This window comes from Candidatus Viridilinea mediisalina, assembly GCF_002532535.1.
Taxonomy (GTDB): Bacteria; Chloroflexota; Chloroflexia; order Chloroflexales; family Chloroflexaceae; genus Viridilinea; species Viridilinea mediisalina.
Genome location: NZ_NQWI01000230.1, coordinates 1 through 2,897 on the forward strand (window position 1 = coordinate 1; position 2,897 = coordinate 2,897).

Annotated in this window: 1 protein-coding gene, 1 tRNA gene and 1 pseudogene; all 3 read left to right on the forward strand. The window is 59.1% G+C overall.

Features of this window, described 5'->3' with window-relative positions; all coding sequences use genetic code 11:
* Positions 1-315 precede the first annotated feature (315 nt).
* The gene (gene trpB / locus CJ255_RS21565; RefSeq protein ID WP_097646137.1) at positions 316-1,503 is read left to right on the forward strand and encodes a tryptophan synthase subunit beta; all 1,188 of its coding nucleotides are present in this window, start codon (positions 316-318) and stop codon (positions 1,501-1,503) included.
* A gap of 172 nt (positions 1,504-1,675) precedes the next feature.
* Positions 1,676-1,750 (forward strand) — tRNA-Asn (locus CJ255_RS21570).
* Between the two features lie 351 nt (positions 1,751-2,101).
* A pseudogene (locus tag CJ255_RS21575) lies at positions 2,102-2,897 on the forward strand (hypothetical protein); the annotation flags it as partial.

Here is a 2,897-nt window from a genome sequence, read left to right on the forward strand (position 1 = left end):
AGAACAGGAGAACAGGAGAACAGGAGAACAGAGAACAGGAGAACAGGAGAACAGGAGAACAGAGAACAGGAGAACAGAGAACGGAGAACAGAGAACAGGAGAACGGAGAACGGAGAACAGGAGAACGGAGAACAGAGAACAGGAGAACAGAGAACGGGTACTTGGTTTATTCCGAATCCTCAATGTTCCTGTCCTGTTCCTCATCCTGTTCATCTGTTCATCTGTTCATCTGTTCATCTGTTCATCTGTTCCCTTGTTCTTCCGTTCCCCTGTTCCTCTGTTCTTATCCTGTTCTTCCGCTCCTCATAAAAGCCTATGACAGACAGCAACGTCCTTGGTCGCTTCGGGCCTTACGGCGGGCGTTATGTACCTGAAACGCTCATGCCTGCGATGACGGCGCTTGAGGCGGCCTATGCTGCCGCATGTGCTGATCCAGACTTTTGGGCTGAATTAGACCATTTGCAGCGTAGCTATACTGGTCGCCCAACCGCTCTGACCTTTGCGGCCCGCCTGACCAAACATTGTGGTGGAGCAAAGATCTACTTCAAACGCGAAGATCTCGCCCATACTGGTGCCCATAAGATCAACAATGCCCTTGGTCAAGGGCTATTGGCGCAGCGTATGGGCAAGCGACGCATTATTGCCGAGACGGGCGCGGGGCAGCATGGCGTGGCCACGGCTACCGTGTGTGCGCTGCTTGGCTTGGAGTGTGTCGTCTATATGGGTGTGGACGATATGGCCCGTCAGCGCCCCAATGTCTTCCGCATGCGTCTGTTGGGCGCGGAGGTGCGCGGCGTAGATAGTGGTTCGCGCACGCTCAAAGATGCGATCAACGAAGCCATGCGCGATTGGGTCACCAATCCTGAGAGCTACTACCTGCTCGGTTCGGCACTTGGCCCCCATCCCTACCCGACGATGGTGCGCGATTTCCAGTGCATCATTGGGCGCGAGGCGCGAGAGCAGATCGTGGCCGCCGAGGGACGGCTGCCCGATGTGGTGGTCGCTTGTGTCGGTGGTGGCTCCAATGCGATTGGCATCTTTCACCCCTTCCTGGATGATGCGGAAGTCGTGCTACGCGGAGTTGAGGCTGGGGGGCGCGGGGAACTGCTGGGCGACCACGCGGCCCGCTTTCGCGCCGCCAGTCCGGGGGTTTTGCAGGGCACCTATTCCTACGTATTGCAAGACGAGGCTGGGCAGATTGCACTCACCCACTCGGTAAGTGCGGGGTTGGATTACGCCAGCGTCGGCCCTGAGCATGCGTGGCTACACGACACCAAACGGGCCAGTTACACCTGCGCCGACGACGAAGAGGCACTCGACGCCTTCGAGACCTGCGCCCGCATGGAGGGGATCATTCCGGCGCTCGAAAGCGCCCACGCCATCGCCGAGGCGCTCAAGTTGGCCCCCACGATGCACCGCGATCAGATCATCCTCGTGAATATGTCGGGGCGCGGCGACAAAGACATCTTTACGGTTGCAGAAGCGCTTGGCGTGGTGATATGAGGGTAGATGCATGCATATCAACCGAATTTTACCTAATTTCTGAAAAAAAAGCTCTCACAATCGACGAACTCCGTACCTACCTGCACTACCTGATGTATGAGCATGTTCCAATACCTGGTAAATTTGCACGCTAGGGAGAGTCATGCTATACTCTCCGGCGTAGTCTCTTTATTCCCCGATAGCTCAACGGTAGAGCGGCTGACTGTTAATCAGTAGGTTCGTGGTTCGAATCCACGTCGGGGAGCCAAACAGTGAACACGAAACGCTCTTCGCGGGTTATACTGCGAAGGGCGTTTTGTGTTGCTCATGTGTCGCTCAGGGTTAGGGAAGCAGAAATTGTTACGTACCCCAGCAGCCTGTCATGCTGAATAGTCCATGTGCGGGCATCGTAGTTCCGACGTTAGTCGGCTGAGGTCTTTGGCAGCGATGGGAAGCTGACTAACGTCGGCACTACCTACGGCCTCTCATGGAAGCAAAGCAACGGGGTAATCAACAACATCCGCTTCCCTTAGTGCAACGAGCGCAGCAACCTTTGCGCCCTTGCGCCTTTGCGTCAAGATTCCCCTATTATTTGCAAGATATGTAAGGTAGCGATCCCATGCTCCGTCTCCTCCCCCTCCCGCTCTTCCTCATCCTCCTCCTCAGTGCCTGCACTGCTGCCTCGCCGCCTGGCGTGGGTGTGGTGGCAAGTCCGACGACGAAGGTGGTGCCGCGTCCCGCTGCGGATGCGCCGGTGGTGTTGGGTGATGGGTTGATGCCCGATCTGCCGGAGGTGGCGGCGGAACGCGCCCGGCGACGGGCTTCGCTCCAGTCCGCGCCCTTCATCCTGCTGCGCGACGGCTTGGATGAACGATCTGATGCGGCGCAGCGGGCGGTGGCGCATGATGTGCGCCATCAGCATCATACGCGCACGCTTGACGGGCAGCGCCTGCTGACCGAGGTGATGCATGTCGCCCCGCCGCGCCCTGGCGATCTGCCGCCCCATCTGGTGACGCACTGCCCCCCTGATGCATGTCTGCGCGTGCTGCTCTATGTCTACCCCACCAATACGACGCTCAGCGCCTTTGTGGATCGACGCATGCAGGTGCTTGATCTGCTCGCCGTGGCGGGCGGGCAGCCGGAGATTCCTGAGCATCTGGCGGCGTTGGCGACGACCATTGCGGTGGCGAGTCCCGTTAGCCAGGAAGAATTGGGTGTGCCGCCGCACGCGGGGATGGTGCTGGACTACTCGGCGGCCACGAAGGTGAACCACGTCGGCACGACCTGTGAGCGCAGCAATCACCTGTGTGTCTCGCCGGTCTTTACCTGGGGCGACGCGGCGCTCTGGGTGGTGGTGGATCTGACCGAGTTGCGCCTCGTGGCGGCGACCTGGACGGCGCAGGGCCAGTCGGCGC

Excerpts from the sequence above, each read along its gene's own strand:
- trpB (WP_097646137.1), top strand. The coding sequence starts at position 316 with ATGACAGACAGCAACGTCCTTGGTCGCTTCGGGCCTTACGGCGGGCGT.